This window comes from Saprospiraceae bacterium (assembly GCA_026129545.1).
Taxonomy (GTDB): domain Bacteria; phylum Bacteroidota; class Bacteroidia; order Chitinophagales; family Saprospiraceae; genus M3007.
This window is the reverse complement of record JAHCHX010000002.1, coordinates 269,833-288,108: the sequence shown is the minus strand read 5'-3', so window position 1 is coordinate 288,108 and position 18,276 is coordinate 269,833. Positions and strand designations below refer to the sequence as shown.

At 51.2% G+C, this 18,276-nt stretch carries 16 protein-coding genes; 9 read left to right on the top strand and 7 right to left on the bottom strand.

All coding sequences use genetic code 11. The features are described from left to right. Positions 1-15: 15 nt before the first annotated feature. Positions 16-474, top strand: a complete 459-nt coding sequence (locus KIS77_15450) for a tyrosine-type recombinase/integrase (GenBank protein MCW5923740.1) — start codon at positions 16-18, stop codon at positions 472-474. A 441-nt stretch (positions 475-915) separates the two neighbouring features. Continuing rightward, positions 916-3,207 (top strand): T9SS type A sorting domain-containing protein, encoded by a 2,292-nt coding sequence (locus tag KIS77_15445; protein ID MCW5923739.1) that lies wholly within the window; start codon positions 916-918, stop codon positions 3,205-3,207. A 248-nt stretch (positions 3,208-3,455) separates the two neighbouring features. Here KIS77_15445 and KIS77_15440 read toward each other — a convergent pair whose 3' ends face one another. After that, positions 3,456-4,508, bottom strand: coding sequence for a transposase domain-containing protein (locus KIS77_15440; protein MCW5923738.1), 1,053 nt, complete (start codon positions 4,506-4,508; stop codon positions 3,456-3,458). 157 nt (positions 4,509-4,665) lie between these two features. On the opposite strand from KIS77_15440, the gene KIS77_15435 reads away from it, so the two are divergent. After that, positions 4,666-5,640, top strand: coding sequence for a hypothetical protein (locus KIS77_15435; protein ID MCW5923737.1), 975 nt, complete (start codon positions 4,666-4,668; stop codon positions 5,638-5,640). Between the two features lie 191 nt (positions 5,641-5,831). On the opposite strand, the gene KIS77_15430 is transcribed toward KIS77_15435, so the two are convergent. Beyond that, positions 5,832-6,113 (bottom strand): hypothetical protein, encoded by a 282-nt coding sequence (locus KIS77_15430; GenBank protein MCW5923736.1) that lies wholly within the window; start codon positions 6,111-6,113, stop codon positions 5,832-5,834. 229 nt (positions 6,114-6,342) lie between these two features. On the opposite strand from KIS77_15430, the gene KIS77_15425 reads away from it, so the two are divergent. The 4 genes from KIS77_15425 to hemW all read left to right on the top strand — a co-directional run bounded on the left by KIS77_15425 (position 6,343) and on the right by hemW (position 10,589). Continuing rightward, complete coding sequence (locus tag KIS77_15425) at positions 6,343-6,633, top strand: efflux RND transporter permease subunit (protein MCW5923735.1); 291 nt, start codon at positions 6,343-6,345, stop codon at positions 6,631-6,633. Between the two features lie 129 nt (positions 6,634-6,762). Beyond that, the gene (locus KIS77_15420; GenBank protein MCW5923734.1) at positions 6,763-8,415 is read left to right on the top strand and encodes an altronate dehydratase; all 1,653 of its coding nucleotides are present in this window, start codon (positions 6,763-6,765) and stop codon (positions 8,413-8,415) included. 50 nt (positions 8,416-8,465) lie between these two features. After that, positions 8,466-9,434, top strand: a complete 969-nt coding sequence (locus tag KIS77_15415) for an alpha/beta fold hydrolase (protein ID MCW5923733.1) — start codon at positions 8,466-8,468, stop codon at positions 9,432-9,434. Positions 9,435-9,464: 30 nt separating this feature from the next. Beyond that, entirely contained in the window at positions 9,465-10,589 is a 1,125-nt protein-coding gene (gene hemW / locus KIS77_15410; GenBank protein ID MCW5923732.1) for a radical SAM family heme chaperone HemW, read from the top strand. 41 nt (positions 10,590-10,630) lie between these two features. Here hemW and KIS77_15405 read toward each other — a convergent pair whose 3' ends face one another. The 5 genes from KIS77_15405 to KIS77_15385 form a co-directional block, all read right to left on the bottom strand. After that, the gene (locus tag KIS77_15405) at positions 10,631-11,092 is read right to left on the bottom strand and encodes a hypothetical protein (protein ID MCW5923731.1); all 462 of its coding nucleotides are present in this window, start codon (positions 11,090-11,092) and stop codon (positions 10,631-10,633) included. Positions 11,093-11,123: 31 nt separating this feature from the next. Continuing rightward, positions 11,124-11,654 carry a hypothetical protein gene (locus tag KIS77_15400; GenBank protein ID MCW5923730.1) on the bottom strand — a complete coding sequence of 177 codons (531 nt, stop codon included), beginning with the start codon at positions 11,652-11,654 and terminating at the stop codon, positions 11,124-11,126. Between the two features lie 36 nt (positions 11,655-11,690). After that, the gene (locus KIS77_15395) at positions 11,691-12,170 is read right to left on the bottom strand and encodes an RNA polymerase sigma factor (GenBank protein MCW5923729.1); all 480 of its coding nucleotides are present in this window, start codon (positions 12,168-12,170) and stop codon (positions 11,691-11,693) included. Positions 12,171-12,512: 342 nt separating this feature from the next. Beyond that, positions 12,513-14,684 carry a methionine--tRNA ligase gene (gene metG / locus KIS77_15390; protein ID MCW5923728.1) on the bottom strand — a complete coding sequence of 724 codons (2,172 nt, stop codon included), beginning with the start codon at positions 14,682-14,684 and terminating at the stop codon, positions 12,513-12,515. A 119-nt stretch (positions 14,685-14,803) separates the two neighbouring features. Then, positions 14,804-15,403, bottom strand: a complete 600-nt coding sequence (locus tag KIS77_15385) for a hypothetical protein (GenBank protein MCW5923727.1) — start codon at positions 15,401-15,403, stop codon at positions 14,804-14,806. Between the two features lie 246 nt (positions 15,404-15,649). Between KIS77_15385 and KIS77_15380 the strand changes: the two genes are divergently transcribed. Beyond that, positions 15,650-16,792, top strand: a complete 1,143-nt coding sequence (locus KIS77_15380; GenBank protein ID MCW5923726.1) for a trypsin-like peptidase domain-containing protein — start codon at positions 15,650-15,652, stop codon at positions 16,790-16,792. A gap of 311 nt (positions 16,793-17,103) precedes the next feature. Further along, a complete protein-coding gene (locus KIS77_15375) occupies positions 17,104-18,117 on the top strand; it encodes a DUF4340 domain-containing protein (protein MCW5923725.1) in 1,014 nt (337 codons plus the stop codon). Positions 18,118-18,276: the final 159 nt, after the last annotated feature.

Here is an 18,276-nt window from a genome sequence, read left to right as displayed (position 1 = left end):
CGCTGCATATTGACCATGATTTACTCAGCCGGACTGCGCCTCGGCGAAGTCACCAAACTGAAATTGACCGACCTCCAGTTTGAGCAGCACCGCATTTTTGTACGCAACGCGAAGGGGAAAAAAGACCGCTGCACCACCCTTGCCCAAAAGGCCGAAAGCCTCCTGAAGGAGTATCTGGCGCTGTACCGCCCGGTACATTGGCTATTCGAGGGGCCAGACGGAGGCCCGTACAGCGACCGAAGCGTTCGGGCCATCTTCACAGCCGCCAAGCATCGGTCGCGCATCAACCCGCTGGCAACCACCCACACGCTGCGCCATTCCTTCGCCACGCATCTGCTGGAAAAAGGCATGGATTTGCGCAACATACAGGAGTTGCTCGGTCACGAAAGCAGCAAAACGACGGAGATATACACCCATATCACGAAAAAAAGTTGGGAAAAAATAAAAAGCCCGTTGGATGATTTGGAGATATGACCAACATGCTTATTTTTGCCCGTCAAAGGAACCTCTCATGGACAATCTGCCTCGCCCCGCCAACATTCTCAAGCGCAGCTTGCCGGCACGCATAGTCCGGCACGCTGCGTTTTTTTTGTGGCCGGGGTTGCGTGTATCCAGCCGATTCGAGTTGGATACACGCAACCCCGGCGGGCGACAAAGCGAATTTAACCGTCAATTAGGGGTGACGGGAAAGAAGAGTTAGCGGCAACGACACCGGAAGGCCTAAAAGGGAATGCCACTAACTATGCATGGCCGGACATGCCGCCGGATAAACCGCCGCCACGTCGTCCATGCCCCCGTTAGCGGCAACGACACCGGAAGGCCTAAAAGGGAATGCCACTAACTATGCATGGCCGGACATGCCGCCGGATAAACCGCCGCCACGTCGTCCATGCCCCCGATGGGTGCAATGAAAAAATGAAAAATAAATATATACACATATGGCTATCGGTTGCCTTTCTCGTCATTGAGTCCTGCCAACCATCATATTTGTTTGCCCAAACTGTTAAACTGAAATGGCTAAATTTTAGCCCTTACACAGAAGTTGGTCAAAATCCCAATCAAGGCGATTCAATATCAGATGCTCAGATTATTTGCCTTTTAGATACTCTTAAACCTTGGGTTGAAGGTATTCGTACTTTTGGAACCCAAAATGGGTTACAGAATATCCCTATCCTTGCCAAACAAAAAGGATTTAAAGTAATTGTAGGAATTTGGCTCGGCAAAGAAAATTCAGCGGCTGGAATTGCCGCAAATCAACAACAAATCGCTAACGGAATTGCGCTTGCAAATGCGGGCTATGCCGACAAATTAATTGTAGGGAGTGAAGTTCTTTTGCGAGGCGATTTGATACCATCCCAATTGATTAACTATATCAATCAAGTTCAAATAGCCTGCCCTAATATTCCAGTTTCATGTGCTGACATTTATTCCGAACTAATCTGCCATCCGGAAGTAATGAACGCTTGCGATTTCATTTTCCCTAATATTTATCCTTTTTGGGAGGGGACTTCAATTAATTGTGCAATACAAAGGTTTCATCAATGTTATCAAGACCTTTTGCCATTTGCAATTGACACCGGAAAAGAAATAATCATTTCAGAAAGCGGGTGGAAAACAGAAGGAAACCCAGTTGGTAATGCTGTACCATCTCTTGAAAATGCAATTCGGTACAATAGAGAATTGCTTAATTGGAGCACTTCTTTTAATATTGATGTAAATTTATTTTGTGCATTTGATGAGCCTTGGAAATTGCCTAATGATTATGGCTGGGGAATCTTTACTAACGACAAAACCATGAAGCAAGGAATGGATACATTGTTCAAAGTGATAACGAACATTGATAGTACATGGTTATGCAGTACCCTGAGTAACGGTTCAAATGACACTTTTATTGTTGATAACATACCCGGATATAGTAATTATTCATTGATTAAAGGGCATGTTGATAATATAAAGCCATGTGAATATAGAATCGCAACCTATATCAAAGTTGGTGGCTGGTGGACCAAGCCGACTTTTTGTAGCCCAACAGTTCCGATTTTATGTGATGGTCAATGGAGTGTAGATTATACAACGGGTGGAAATGACAATTTAGCAACTGAGATTTGTTTATTTGTTGTTCCTTTTGGTTACTTTCCCCCTTTATGTGGCAACTGTATAGACATTCCGCAAGAAGTTTATCAAAATTCAATAGATTCAATATGTGTTCATCGATATGAACTATCAAATGCTGCATTAATTGCATCTTCAGATACAATTTGCAAAGGAGAATCAATTACACTTACAGCAAGTGAAGGTAAATATTTTACTTGGGGAAAAATAACGTGGGAGGGAGTGAACTATTTAACATCTGAAGGAGATACTTCATCATCTATTGTCATTACGCCAGATAATAGCCCATACACCACATATATAGTTCAAATAAGTGACGGCATGGGAGGAGGAGTTACATTGCAAAAGACCATTGTTGTAATAGAAATTGGCTTATCTGTTCCAAGTAAAATAGTCTGCGCATATGATTCTGTCGCCACCTTGACTGCAAATACTTGGGGCCCAGCATGGTATGATTATGAATTTTATTGGAGCACAGGTGAAAGTTCTCAATCTATACAAGTTGTTCCGATTTCACCGTCTGCTTCCTATTCTGTTACGGTTTCGAGTATTGCCGGATGTACAAAAGCATACATAGGTACTGTTTATGTTGAAGAACCTCAACCAATATTAAACTATCCAAATGATACCATACAGCTTGGGCAAACAGTTGGTATGTATGTATGGGCAGTTGAAGCGATTTGGAGTACGGGAGATACAACTCACAACAAATCTTTGTATGTATCCCCAACAACTACTACTACATATACAGTAACAGTCACACTTGGCAATGGTTGTGTTTATGAATTAGAAAATACGATAGTTGTTTTACAACCTAATGCAACTATTGAAGGTATTAATATACAAAACCTTATTATTTTTCCTAATCCTGCAAATGAAACTTTTACTGTTAAATTCAATACTGACAAAGAAGAGAATATTCATGTTTCACTTGTCAATGAAATGGGAGTTGTTATAGAAATAAAAAAAGCAAGACAGGAGGCAGGAGAATTTTTATCGGAGTTCAATGCTTCACAATTGACAAAGGGATTGTATTTCATTCAATTATATGCAAATTATAAGGAAATTTCAATTGGGAAGATTGTAATTCAATAAATAGTGCACCCATCACTGCATCAACCCCATTAAGTTAAGCCTAGCCACCGCCCTATAGATCGCTTGCCCCGGCGCTGGTGGTGCGCCGCCAACACACCAAACCACAGACCATGGGGCTGTCCACGCAGGGCGGTCAATCCCCTGCCGGTCCGGGCGAAGTGCCGGAGCTGGAAAAAGCCCCAAAAAGGATTAGCCTCAGAGGGCGTGACGGTAATTGAACTCGAAATTGTGTCTTTCGCCGAGGCGCATCATTGGAGGCTTTCTGGGGCGGTAATTGATTTTGCGGGGCTCGAGTTGTTTGAGGAGGTATTTTTTGAGTCGCGCGATTTCGGCGTCGAGGTTTTCGCGCGGGCGCAGGAAAAGCCTGACGATGAAAGACTTGAAAAGCCCGACGCTGATATTGCGGTTAGCCTGGCAGGGCGTTTTTCTGCGGGCATTGATCCGGTCAATGTCATCTTGCATGCTGTGGTGGAGCGCCGACAGGAAATTGTACACGATGAGGGTGGCTCGAGGGCCTGCCCCCGCTGGAAGGGGATGCCAAGGGCGCGGAGCGTCCGTTTGGAGCGCACGTTAAGCGCTTCGCGGACAATGAGTTGTCGTTTTTTGGAAGCGACGAATTCCTCGACGACGGTCGAATGGGTGAGGGTCAGGCGGACCAAGCAATGTGAACCGAAATAAAGATGCAGCCAGGGGATGACCTGCGCCGGGAAACCCCGGTCGTAAATCATGAGCACGTCTGAGGGTACGGTATGAATATGCCATGGGGCGATGAGGGATTCGGATTCATAACGGGTGTGGAAAAAGGCGTTGACAATGATCTGGTTGAGCACGTCGAAGTGCGCCAGGACGCGGGCCGAGGCCACCGCCGAATGCTGGTTGACGTGCCAGCCGAACTCCTCGCCCAACTCATCGGTGTCAGGCAGGCGGAACCCCGACCCGTCGGTAGCCCACAAACGGAAAGAACGCCAGCGCCGCGCCTCAAAACAGTGATAAAACAACTCGGCGCTTTGCCGCAGCAAATCCCTGAAAAACGTGTGGTGGATTTTGTTGCGCGCCTGTACCAGGGCGCTTTTGGTGGGTATGTCATCCACAGCGTCGAGACGTTGGAAAAAATGGCCGAGCTCGACGCACAGGCTCTGGCGCAACAGCGATAACACCAGCCAGACCGTTCGCTCGGCTGGCAGCAGGCGACGACGACAAAAATCCCGCCCCGGACGGCGGAAGTATAGTTCCGGTGAGTTGGCTATATTTGCAACCGCGAGCCGTATGGCCCGGAAATACTTGCTGAGAGGCGACCCCATGATAGAGTGGTATTTATCACAAAGGTCGTCTCTCGCTTTATTCCAGTAGGCTTAACTTAATGGGCATGAACAATGCACTCAACGCCAACCGCCGCCAAGCCCAACCCGCAACGCCAACGCAGGGCGGCACAAGTCAACCGAAAAAAAAAATTGCAGCATGAAAAATTTAATCTTATTTTTCCTTGTCTTGGTAGTGCAATTTGGATGCGGTTTGCCATCAAACAAACTTAATCCAGAAGAACAAAGGCAACTTTTAAATGCAATTGGAAGTGGAAATACTTCAAGTGTTCAAACCTTAATTAATGAAGGTGCTAATTTAGACGGCATTAATGACACTATCCCAATTGCTGAAGCAGTACTCCAAGGTGATTTTGAAACTTTAAAAATATTACTTCAAGCAGGAGCATCACCATTTACGCCACTCAAAGAAAGCATTTATGGAGACTTCATCAATTATTATGCTCATCCCAATGGAGAAAAATATTCAGATATAGTTAGAACAAAAGACCTTATAAAGGCTGTAATTGGGATTTATAACAATTATGGTGTTACTACTTCAAGAATTAGAAAGATTGTTGGAGTTCCAAGCCTTACTATTGAAGATATTAGAGCCATGCAAGAACGATATAAAGAAAGTATTAATGTTAGAAATATCTCGGTAATAGCAAAAAAAGAAGTCCCTTGGTACGTTTTTTACAATATGCTTGCTTGCATTATTTCATACGAAAGAAGAAGCCAAGATTATAGAAAGCATAATAAAGATATGCTACAGGATGAGTTAGAAGCGGAGGTTGATTTCGATATATTTTATTCAATAAAATTTGAACCAGAACGATTAAGGATATTAAATAAAAATGGAATAAGTCTAACAAAAAATTCAACTTTGAGGAAGGATTTTAAACCTCTTGAAGTTGCTTCCCTTTATGGTGTTGTTGAATCAGTAAAGATTTTAAAGAGTTTTGGAATTAAAAGTGAAAGTGCCCCAGCATTAGCTCGAATGGGAATGTCATTTATTACAGTTGAACGTCTTAAAGACAGAGAAGCCTTTGATTACTCAGAACTACAGGAATTAGTTGACCACCCTGTTCCAATTGAAAACTATCAATCAATACTTGAAATATTGGCAAAGTAAATCATCCAACAAAGCATCAACCCCATTAAGTTAAGCCTCGCCACCGCCCTATAGATCGCTTGCCCCGGCGCTGGTGGTGCGCCGCCAACACACCAAACCACAGACCATGGGGCTGTCCACGCAGGGCGGTCAATCCTCTGCCGGTCCGGGCGAAGTGCCGGAGCTGGAAAAAGCCCCAAAAAGGATTAGCCTCAGAGGGCGTGACGGTAATTGAACTCGAAATTGTGTCTTTCGCCGATGTGCCCAGACTGGCCGCCGCTCTTTTTGGGCGGGTCTTTTGGAAGGCCCGGTTTCTTGGACAAACCATCTGACGACGGCGGCTTGTGACTGTTCTTGCTGTTCATCTTTAGGCGCGAACGCAATTCGGCATTCTCCGCCCGAAGGGCGGCGTTCTCGGATTCCAGTGCCTCCACCTTCGCAAGCAAGGCCGTGACCAAATCCTTCAATACCGATATGTCATTCGATAACTCCATCAACCGGATTTATTCGCTAAAACAATTTTGCATTGACTTGGGTTGGATGCCTAAGTTTTTACAAAAAAAATAAAAATGCAAATCGGTGCTGAAGTTGGCTTATATCTACACATTTCGTCGTTCAACTTGGTGAAGACACTAGAACGCGACAAAGACCGTCTCCTCATCTTTTTCAATTTACATCTTCACCCCGTTCTCGTTCACGGTGGTGGTCGGTCTCATCGCGCTCATGGGCATCGAGGTGAAAAACTCGATTCTGCTCGTGGATTTCACCAACCAACTCCACGCCGAAGGTCGAAGTCTAGACGACGCGATTCAGGAAGCGGGCGAGATTCGCTTCGTGCCGATTTTGCTGACTTGGCTCACGGCTATCGGCGGCCTCACGCCCATCGCCATCGAGGAGAATCCGCTCTATTCGCCATTGGCCTACGTCCTCATCGGCGGCCTCATTTTCTCGATTTTGCTCTCGCGCATCGTGACCCGGGCGCTGTACGAGTTGTTGGCGCCGAGGGTGGTGTGAGTTTCCCCGACAATATCACATCATTTACTTCCCCGTCTGTTGCATCAAAACACACTCATCATCATCTCAACCATTGTCCGTTCCCATGAATTATCTTTGAAACTGAGATTTCTGCGTTATTTGCCCTGTATGAAACAGAAGATTCTACAAATACACTCAACCGACAACGCAGTGGTGGCGTTGACCGACCTCGCTAAAGGGGAAACGGTGCATCTCAACGGCCATGCCTGGACGCTGGTCGAGGACATTCCCGCCAAGCACAAGTTTGCCGCACACGCGCTTCAAACAGGCGATGCCGTGCGGATGTACGGGGTGCTGGTGGGCAAGGCGCAAAGCCCGATAGCCGCCGGGGGGCTGCTCTCCACGGCCAATTTGCAACACGCCACAGAGGGTTTTGCGCTTCGTGCCGCCGAAAAGAGCGTGTGGCAAGCCCCAGAGGTGTCGAAATGGCGGGCTCGCTCTTTTCTCGGCTACCACCGGCCCGACGGCTCGGTCGGCACGGCGAACTATTGGTTGGTCGTCCCGATGGTTTTTTGTGAAAACCGCAACGTGGAGGTGCTGCGCGAGGCATTGGTGCATGATTTGGGCTACGGAAAGCAACACAACTACCGAACGCAAACGCGCCAACTGATGGCTTTGTATGAAACAGGGAAGAGTGTGGAGGATATTTTGGAGGCAGACTTGTTTGCGGCTCCTGCCCCGACATCGAAGCGGTTTTTCCAGAATGTGGACGGGGTGAAATTTTTGACGCACGAGGGAGGCTGTGGCGGCACTCGGCAGGATGCTCAGGCCCTTTGTGGTTTGTTGGCGGGATATATCACGCATCCCAACGTGGCGGGTGCCACCGTGTTGAGTCTTGGCTGCCAACACGCGCAGGTGTCCATGCTGATGGAGGAGGTGCGCCGCCGTGCGCCGCATTTTCAAAAACCTTTGGTGGTGTTGGAGCAGCAAAAAGTTGGCACCGAGACCGACCTTTTGGGTATTGCCCTCAAGCAGACCTTTGCGGGGCTGATGGAGGCCAACCGCCTCGAACGCCGCCCTGCACCGCTTTCAAAGCTCTGCATTGGATTGGAGTGCGGTGGTTCTGACGGTTTTTCGGGTATCTCTGCCAACCCCACATTGGGCCATTTGTCCGATATGTTGGTCGCGCTGGGTGGCTCCGTCGTGTTGTCGGAGTTTCCCGAATTGTGTGGCGTGGAGCAAGAGCTCTGCGACCGATGCGCCACCACCGCCACCGCCGAGCGTTTTTCGGAATTGATGTCTGTCTATAATCAGCGAGCCCAAGCGGTTGGCAGCGGCTTTGACATGAATCCCTCGCCGGGCAACATCCGCGACGGGTTGATTACCGATGCCATCAAATCGGCTGGCGCAGCCAAAAAAGGCGGTACCTCGCCCATCGTAGATGTGCTGGACTATCCCGAAAAAGTGGCCAAGCCCGGTCTGAGCCTGCTTTGCACGCCCGGCAATGATGTGGAAAGCACTACTGCTGAGGTGGCTGCCGGGGCGACGGTAGTGCTCTTCACCACGGGGCTTGGCACCCCGACGGGCAATCCCATAGCCCCGGTGGTGAAAGTGTCGAGCAATTCCGCGCTCGCTCGGCGTATGCCCGACATCATTGATTTCGATGCGGGAGGCATCATCAACGGCGAGCTGACCATAGAGCAAGCCGCCGAACAGTTGCTGGAATATGTGGTGAAGGTGGCCAGTGGGCAAACCCAAGTGGCTGCCGTTCGCCTCGGCCAAGATGATTTTATCCCTTGGAAGCGCGGCATTTCGCTGTGACGTTTTGTTCCATGTTCCCAATTTTGGGTTCCTTTGTGCGTTTTTTTCCCATGCCGCTAATAGAACGCTCCACTTATCCCGGCCCGCCGACTTGGCAATACAATGGCCACCTCCAAACGTTAGGCCCCGGCATCTTTCGCCGCGTGCAAGGGGTCGAGTACGAACGCGAAAGAATCGAAACTCCCGATGGGGATTTTCTCGACCTCGACTGGATTAGGCGACGCAACCGACGGCTCGTCATCCTGACACACGGGCTGGAGGGCAACTCCACCCGACAGTACATTCGCGGCACCGCCAAACTCTTTGCCCAGCATGGATGGGATGTGCTCGCGTGGAATTGCCGTTCCTGCTCCGGCGAGATGAACCGCGCTTTTCGGATGTATCACCATGGCGACACGGAAGATATTGGCACGGTGGTGCGCCATGCTTTGCAAACGAACGTGTACGAGTCCGTTGCACTCGTGGGCTACAGCATGGGAGCCAACATCACGATGAAATATCTCGGCGTGCAAGGCGAACAAGCGCCCGCTCAAATTCGCGCTGCCGCCGTCTTTTCAGCGCCTTGCGATTTGGAATCAGGCTCGAAGGCGCTCGACCGTTGGGAAAACGCCTTCTATCGCCGCCGGTTCATGCGGGCGTTGGTAAGGAAAATCAAGGAAAAGGATGCTCGGTTTCCCGGTCGGCTCGACCTGTCCAAACTTGAACAGGTGCGGCGCTGGCGCGACTTCGACGAGCACTTCAGCGCCCCCATCTGTGGCTACCGCGATGCGGCGGATTTTTATCAAAATGCCTCGGCCAAGAATTTTATCGCAGGTATCCGGGTGCCTACCTTGCTCGTGAACGCTCAAAACGACCCTATCCTGACACAGGCTTGCATGCCAACGGAGATTGCGTCCGAACACCCATATTTTTATCTTGAAATGCCCGAACACGGTGGTCACTGTGGTTTTCAAACACGCACCAACTACGAGTTTTCTTGGTCGGAACAACGGGCGCTTGCGTTCGTGGAAAGTGTTTGAGCGCAGTCCTTCCAACATCGAACTGTTTTTATGCTCGGTCTTTATCTCCACGTTCCGTTTTGCAAACAAGCGTGCCATTATTGCAACTTTCATTTTTCTACCTCTTTGCGGCACAAGGAGGCGCTCGTGGCGGCTTTGCTGAACGAATTGGAATTGCAACGCGACTTTCTGGGCGGGGCCGCTCTTTCTTCCATTTATTTGGGCGGCGGCACGCCTTCTTTGTTGGAAATTGGAGAATTGGAACAGATTTTTTCCAAAATCACGGCATTGCACCGCGTGGCACCTGACGCGGAAATCACCCTCGAGGCTAATCCTGACGATTTGACATTGGAAAAACTGAACGCCTTGCGTCAACACACGCCCGTCAATCGCCTGAGCATCGGCATCCAATCGTTCAGCGATGAGGATTTGCGCTGGATGAACCGCGCCCACACCGCCGCCCATGCCCAAGATTGTCTGCGCGATGCCTTAAGCGTTGGGTTCGATGCGCTTTCCGTTGATTTGATTTATGGCTCGCCTACGACTTCGGATGCGCAGTGGGCCGAAAATCTGCGGAGGGTGTTTGATTTTGGCATCCCGCATTTGTCTTGCTATTGCCTCACGGTGGAAGAGGGGACGGCGCTGGGTGCTTGGGTGCGCAAGGGGCAACAACTGCCTGTGGACGAAGAGAAGGCTGCTCGCCAGTTTGAATACTTGATGGAGACTGCCGCCGCGCATGGCTATGAGCATTATGAAATATCCAATTTTGCTTTGCCCGAACATTATGCCCGCCACAACAGCGGTTACTGGCGCGGAGAGCCATACCTCGGCATCGGCCCTTCGGCGCACTCGTTCGACGGGTACAGCCGCCAATGGAACGTGGCAAACAACGCGCACTATATCAAGGCTTTGGCCAACAATCAAGTGCCGTACGAGCGGGAGACACTCACGCCTGCCCAACGTTTCAACGAATATGTGATGACCTCGCTCCGCACGATGTGGGGCGCCGACATGGACGTGATTAGAGGCATGGGGGGGCGGTTTGCCGCGCATTTCGAGCAGGGGGCCAAGATGTTTTTGGAACGCGGCGTGATGGAGCGGGTAGGGGAGCATTATCGCCTCACTCGGACGGGCAAGTTCCTCGCCGACGGCATTGCCGCCGACTTTTTTTTGTGAGTGAGCCGGCGCGACAAGCCTGCTGCCATGCTGCTGGACATTTACCGGTTTTTTCCGCCCGGCGAGCGCCGCTCTTGGCGTTTTTCGCGTGCCTCCTGCAAGCGCCGAATGAGGGATTCCCTGAATTCGCGTTCGGCGCGGGGTAGTTTGGCGATTTTGCGAATCGGCAGCACTTTGCGGAGCTTTTGCACAAACTCTTTTTCCAAATCGAGTTCTTTTTGCTGAATCTCGAACCGTTTTTTCACATATTCTTCCACCTCTTGGTCGCTCATGTTGTCAATGCTGGTTTCGGGGCGGAGCTGCTTTTGCAGGGTTTCCTTGTTGTTGTTGTACTCGTAAAAAATGGGCCAGAACTTGTCTGCCTCGTCGGGGGTCAGGTTCAGTACGCGCGTGTAGATTTCACTGCGCAATGCCTTGATGCGGTCAGACATTCCGTCTTGCGCGTTCAGGGCGACAAGCGGTGTGAATATCGTTGACAAAAAAACAAAAAACAGGCGCTTCATGTGCGAGAACATTGATTGAGGGAGTGAACATTTAGGTTTTGAGTAGTTGTTCCAATTCTTCATGGCTCAGTTCCTTGAGCAGCCACTCCAACTCTTCCTTTGAAAGTTCGTCCGTCGTCAAGGGCTGTTCGGTTTTGTTGGTTTGAGCGGATTGGTCGGCGACGGTGATGGAGAAGAGTTGTTCCGCTTCAAAGTCGCCGATATTTTCCAGCAAAAAGGCCTCGATTTCTTCTTCTGTCAACTCTTGGCTGGCCCAATCGGCAGGGGTGGGCGCGACATTGGCAGAGCGGAAAAACCATACCGCGCTCACGACCAACGCAAGGGTGGCTGCTATGGCGGGCCATGCCACTTTGGGTCGTGCGAGCATGGCAAACAATCCGCCCCTGCGACTTGCAAGCACGGGTTTTCGGAGCGCGTCGGCGGCTTTGACTTGGTTGAGCACAGCTTCTTCCACTGCGTCGAAATAGCCGTCTGGCACTCGGAACCCATCGTCGCGCTGCTTCATGCCGTGCAGCCATGGCGACAGGGGTTTCAATTCGTCGTTTAATGTTTCCTTGTTCATTGTCAAGTGGTTGGTTTTGTGTGGCTCGGGTATGTTTTAGAGGTTGTCGTCTTCTTTGAACGCAGCCTCCACTTTTTTCACCGCGTGATGGAATGATGCTTTGAGCGCGCCTTCCGAGGTGTGGAGCAGCGCCGACATTTCCTCATAAGGCATTTCGTTGTAGTATCGAAGATTGAACACCAGTCGCTGTTTTTCGGGCAATCGAGCTATCGCCTGCTGCAACTTGGCTTGCACCGCGTCGCCGTCGAACCACGCATCTGCCTGCAAGCGGTGGCTAAGCAAGGTGGTCGCGTCGTCGAGTGACGAGGCCGCGTGGCGTGCTTTGCCTTGCAGGTATGTGATGGCCTCGTTGGTTGCGATGCGGTAAAGCCAAGTGTAGAGCTTGGATTTGCCCTCAAATTGCAAGATGCCTTTGTAAATCTTGATAAACGTGTTTTGCAGCACATCGTCGGCATCTTCGTGCACCAACACCAAGCGTCGGATGTGCCAGTAGAGGCGTTCCTTGTATTGCGTCATCAGCACCCGAAAACCGCGCTCGAACGTGGTGTCCGAGTGCAACAGTTCCAAAATCTGTTCGTCTGACAAAGGATTGTTCGTCGCGGCGGCTTGCAAGTTGTTCTGTTTGAGTGGCTAAGACGAGGAATAGGTGGATAGGTTTAACGCGGCTGGGTGTTTTGCGCCCCAAGGCCGCACCGCAGTTTGGACATAAAAACTACACTTTGATTCGCTAGGATTTGTCAGATGAACATGATTGCCGTCCCTGATTTTGAGCAGATTGCGCTTTTAGCCATGCCCAAAACTTGGCGGAGCGAAGTAGACTTCTGCCCAAAATCGTCTTTTGCGGGCATGGCAGAAAACTCATTTCACGCCCATCCCGTTGGGCCAACCGTCGGCTGACGGGCCGACGAAGCCCAGCTTGCCTTCCGAATCCTCGGCGAACAAAATCATGCCTTGCGACTCGGTGCCCATCATCACGCGGGGAGCGAGGTTGGCGAGCACGACGACCTGTTTGCCCACCACTTCCTCGGGCGTGAAATGCTCGGCGATGCCGGAGAGGATGGTGCGCGTCTCGAAGCCCATATCCACGCTGAGTTTGAGCAGTTTTTTGGATTTTTCCACTTTTTCGGCGGTGAGAATGGTGCCTGTGCGCAGGTCCATTTTGGCGAAATCATCGAATTGAATCGTCTCTTTCAAAGGTTCGTATTTTGATGGTGAAGGTGTGGTGTTCGGTTGTTCCTGCTTGGTGATGGTAGGGGCTGGGTCGGTGGCTGTCAATTTGTCAATTTGTTTTTGAATCACCTCGTCGGGAATGCGGCTGAAAAGATGCGCGGCCTGCCCGATGGCGTGGTTGGGCAGCACAATGGGGTTGCCTTCCACGAGTTCGTTGAGCAGGCCGAGCAAGTCGCCTTCATCTTGCAGGGGAGCTAGGTTGAGCATGTCGCGCAATTTGGCGGCTGCGAATGGCAGGAAAGGCCGAGCGGCGACGGAGAGTGCGGCGACGTGCTGGAGCGCGAGGTTCATCACCACTTTCACCATCTCCGGGTTTTCCTTCTCTGTTTTCCACGGCTCGTTGAATTGCAGGAGCGCGTTGCCTGCGCTTGATATTTCCATAAAAATTCGCAGCGCCTCGCGGAAGTCGAAGCGCTCGATTTCGGTGCCCATCGCTTCCAATTTCTGATGCAGCAGGTGCAACTCCTCGTTGTACTGTCCTGTTTTTTCCGCATCCCAGCCACTTTTGAACGACTGGTCGGGATTGACGGATGGCACCAGACCGTCGTAGTATTTGTGCATGAGCACCAACACGCGGTTCACAAAGTTGGCGAGGTTGTTCACCAGTTCGTTGTTGTTGGTCTCTTGAAAGCCCTTCCAAGTGAACTCGCTGTCGCTTTGTTCGGGCATTTTTTTAATCATGTTGTAGCGCAGCACATCTTCTTGTCCCTTGAATTCCTCGCAGTACTCGTGCACCCACACGGCCCAGTTTTTCGAGGTCGAAAGTTTGCGCCCTTCGAGGTTGAGGAATTGGTTGGCAGGCACGTTGACGGGGAGGATGAACTCGCCATGCGCTTTCAAGATGGCCGGGAAAATGAGGCAGTGAAACACGATGTTGTCTTTTCCGATGAAGTGAATCAACGCCGTGTCGTCGTTTTGCCAATAAGGTTTCCAGTCTTTGTTGTTGTCAAGCGCCCACTGTTTCGTCGCCGAAATGTAGCCGATGGGCGCGTCGAGCCACACATAAAGTTTTTTGCCTTCCGAGCCGGGTATTTCGTGCGGCACATCCACGCCCCAATCGAGGTCGCGGGTCATGGCGCGGGGCTGAAGCCCTTGTTCGAGCCAGCTGTTGCATTGGCCCAGCACATGGTTTTTCCAGTCTGCCGGGTTGTGCAATTGCTTTTCCCCTTCGGTGGTTCTGCCGGTGTTAATCCACTCGCGCAGCCATTTTTCGTGTTGGTCGAGGCGAAGATACCAATGCTTGGTGGGGCGCATGACAGGCACCGAGCCACTAAGCGTGGATTTGGGGTTGATTAAATCTGTCGGGCTGAGGGTGGAGCCGCATTTTTCGCATTGGTCGCCGTAGGCTTCAGGGTGAGCGCACACCGGACAGGTGCCGACGATGTAGCGGTCGGCAAGAAACTGCCCCGCGACCTCGTCGAAATACTGGTCGCTTTCTTTTTCCTCGAACTGGTTGTTTTTGAGGAGGGTTCTGAAAAAATCCTGCGAAGTCTCGTGGTGAAGCGGCTCGGAAGTGCGGTGATAAATGTCGAACGCGATGCCGATTTTTTCAAAGGTATCTTTAAGCACCGCGTGGTACTTGTCCACAATGGCGCGGGGTGTGGTGCCCTCCTTGCGGGCTTTCACGGTGATGGCCGCGCCGTGTTCGTCGGAGCCACACACAAACACGACATCGCGCCCCATCAATCGCAGGTAGCGCACATAAATATCGGCGGGCAAATAGGCGCCAGCCAAATGGCCGATATGCAACGGGCCATTGGCGTAAGGTAGGGCGGCGGTAACGAGGTGTCTTTTTTTCATTGTTGGGCAATATACGATTCGCGGCGGTCAAAGCGCGGGGACAAACCTATCTGCCGTCACATCGCGCGTCATTTTGGAAGGCGCAAAAGTAAGGTGGTATTGGATAGAAAATATAATGCCTACTCAGTCTGCATCACCTCGCGCAAGGCCATTACCTCGATGCCTCCCACTACCCGCTCAAACCACTTGAGGGGCGCTTGGGTCTTGTCGCCCGTTTGAGTGTCGCATTTGAAGAACAGGTAGTAGAGTTGCAGGCAGTAGTCGAGCCGGGTGAGGAGTGCGTGGAGGGTTTTCCCGGCGGGCCATTGCCCATGTTTTTCGCCCAACCAAGCGTAGTAGGCATCGTCGTGGGTCTCTATGACATCCAACACGACGCGGTCGCTCGTATGTGATTCCATGAAGCGCCGTGCCAACATGCCGTGATGTTTTTGCCAGTCGCGCGGGCGCGAGCGGTCTTCGGCGTATTTGAACGTGTCGTGGGCCAGCGTGATGAGGCGGAGTTGTTCGCGTTGGAGTGTGGAGAGGCGAGGAATCAGGTCAATGTTGTCAAACACTTCGCGCACATGGAACGCAACCTTGCCCTCTGGGTGGCCGAATCGCGGCTCCCCCCAAAGCAGGCCATGACGGAACTCCTCCGTCGCAAGCAATCGCCTTTCGAGCGGGGTCTCCGGTCGCAGTAAATCTTCAAGTGCGCCCGGGGCATCCAAAAGGCGCTTCATGGGCGGTATTGGTCGGTTAGGCATCGCTGTTGGTCGGGCAAAAACAGTTGGACTGACATATTGTCAAAAAACAGTCGTTTAGCACAGGTTTTGTTGACGAAACAACGGACGGAGAAAGGCGGCAAAGGCATGGTTAATGCAGCGTTAAAATGCCAAAAACCAGCAGCAATTCAATCGCATCTTCGTTTCAGTCTGCGTCTTGCAAACAAAGTTAGCAAAACATAAATTTTAAAATCAGCACGAGTTATGAATAAATTCTGGTCAACGCTCCTCGCAGGCGCCATAGGCGGTTTGATGACGTTTGGCGCAGCGAAGTTCTTTGAAAAACCCCAAGTAAACACCGCGCCCGCTCCTGTGGTGCGCCACATCAACTACGGCAACGTGCCTCCTTCGTTTGACTTCACGAAGGCCGCCGAAAAGTCCATGCCAACAGTGGTGCACATCAAGGCTTCCGAAAGCCAGCAGCTCGCCCGGCAGCGCCAACAAGAGCGCCGTTATTCCGACCCCTTCGAGTACTTCTTTGGCCGCAGCTTCGATTTCCAGCCGCAGCCGCGCTCGGGTACGGGTTCGGGGGTGATTTACACATCCGACGGCTACATCCTGACCAACAACCACGTCATCGCTTTCGCCGATGAATTCGACGTGACACTGCACGACGGGCGCCAGTTCAAGGCACGCCTCGTGGGCCGCGACGAAAACACGGACATGGCCGTCATCAAGATTGACGCAAAAAACTTGCCCGCCATCGAGCTCGGCAATTCTGACGACGTAAAAGTAGGCGAATGGGCGTTGGCCGTCGGCAATCCTTTCGACTTGACCTCGACGGTCACCGCAGGCATCATCAGCGCAAAAGGCCGCGACATCAACATTATCAAAGGGGGCAAGGCCATCGAGTCTTTCATTCAGACGGATGCAGCGGTCAACCCCGGCAACTCCGGCGGTGCATTGGTGGACGTGCAAGGGCGGCTCATCGGCATCAACTCTGCCATCGCCACCCCCACTGGCGTGTTCGCGGGCTACTCTTTTGCCATCCCGGTCAATCTCGTGAAACGCATCGCCGACGACCTCGTGAAATATGGCGAATATCGCCGCCCCTACCTTGGCATTGATATTGCCCCGATGGACAATCAATTGGCCAATAAACTCGGAGTGGAATACGTTCAGGGAGTGGCGGTGATAAAAGTGCACGACGACGGCTCCGCCGCACATTCGGGCCTGTTGCCAAAAGATGTCGTGACGAAAATAAATGGCAAAAACGTGACATCCACCTCAGAACTTCGGGAAATGGTGGGGCGTTTGAAATTCGGCGACACGGTCAGTCTCACAGTGGTGCGCGACGGCAAGGAAAAAGAAATACCGGTGCGTTTGAAAGCGCGTAGCGACAATTGAACCATCCCCGCTCGCAAGAATATTGTTAAAAAAAACATTTGCGGGTGCAACTTCCCCGAACATCGCACCGTCTGAAAGCATAAACCGTTTGAAAAAAAGAAAAAGTTGGTTTTTCGTTTTGTTTTGATGTGTCTGCTCCGCGCAATGCGGGGCAGACTTTTTTTTGGGGGCTTGGCAACCATTTGATTTTCAATCGGATCAAATCGGCCACACTTTTTTGTACTTTTGCCCCAACTATTTTTCCTGCCAAATCAATGCGCCTTACTGTGTGATTTTTTTTTGCGCATTGTTGATTCAAAACCACGATTTTTATGAAAAGGACTTTGCTTTTGACAGCCCTGTTTGTGCTGTTGGGCGTGGGCGCTTGGGTTGCCCTGAACAAGAAATCTCAAACAGGCAGCCGCAACGCCTGGGATATGCAGTTTGCCGTGCCTAACACAGGCGACATCCACAAAATTTTTCTGGCCGACCGCAAAGGCCGCACCGCGCTGCTCGAACGCAATGGCGACCACTGGACTTACAATGGCAAAGCCCGCGCCCGGCCTTCGGCCATCAGCACCTTGCTCGAAACCATCGCCAAGGTGAACGTGATGTATGTGCCGACCAAAGCCTCCGAAAAAACTATGGTGAAGAGCCTCGCCGGGGAGGGCATCAAAGTGGAGATTTACAACAAAGCGGGCAAGCTGCTGAAAAGCTACTATGTGGGCGGCGTGACAAGCAATGAACTCGGCACATACATGATGATGGAAGGCTCCGACCAGCCTTATGTGACGCACATCCCGTCATTTGTTGGCCAATTGCGCGTCCGCTACCTTTTGGGCGACGACGACTGGATGGACCGCACCATTTTTAGCGAAAAACCCGCCGATATTCAAGCCATTTCGGTTGAATACCCCCAACAGCGAAGCGAATCTTTTTTGTTGGAAAAAACCGACGAGGCCACCTACACCGTAAAACCTTTTTTTAGCGCAACACCCGCCAACAAAAACCCCTTGCGCAAGGGTGTGCCAGAAGCATATCTGCTGGCTTTTGAAAACAAGGGTGCCGAAGGGTATGAGACGAACAATCCCTTGCGCGATTCGGTGACGGCGCTGGTGCCGTTTGCCATTGTCACGGTGAAAAAGACCGATGGGGAGGAAAAGCAGGTCCGATTCTGGCCAGTGGAAGTGCAACAAACGCCGGAGGGGATGCCTTACGTTCACCGCTATTTCGCGGAAGTGAACCAGAACAGTTTTCTGCTGATTCAGGAAGGTGTTTTTGCCCCAGTTTTTCGGGGGTACAATTTCTTCTTCGAGGGCGGGCCGGGCGCTAGGCTGCGCAACTGAGGGTTTGGGGGTTTGAAGTAATACAGAAAAACCGAGAGACTTCAGGGGAATGTTCAGGAGACTGTTCGGGAATGTTCAGAAAAGCGTGTCAAACCTTCCTGTATGTTTTTTTACACGGCAAACGCCGCACTCAAAGGAGTGAAAACCCAAACTCTGTGC